This window comes from Methylothermus subterraneus, from assembly GCF_054656915.1.
The window spans coordinates 1-291 of sequence record NZ_BAAHXK010000045.1; the positions used below are offsets into that span (position 1 = coordinate 1).

The window sequence follows — 291 nt, forward strand, 5'->3', positions numbered from 1 at the left end:
TCACTCCGGCCAGGTCGCCGCATCGCCCCCGCGATACACGGCTTCCCCACACAGCTCCCGTCCCATCAGGTTCGCAAAGCTGGCAAAGACCTGAAGCAACAGCCCCATAATCGACAGCGCAAACCAACCAAAGAACACAAACCCATAGTGCAAAGGCGCCACAAACAGCTCCTCCATGAACCAGAACGTGTGCCCCCACTCATTCAACCCCACATTGGGCAAAATCATAAAGGGACCTACCACCGTAATCAAATACGGCAACGACAGCCCCTTCTTCCGATAGTCAAAATA

1 protein-coding gene is annotated in these 291 nt (G+C 54.3%); it reads right to left on the reverse strand.

What is annotated here, in order from left to right:
* Positions 1-291, reverse strand: a 291-nt coding sequence (locus ACYQ3M_RS11660; RefSeq protein ID WP_460036250.1) for a methane monooxygenase/ammonia monooxygenase subunit C, incomplete at its 5' end; no start/stop codon positions are given.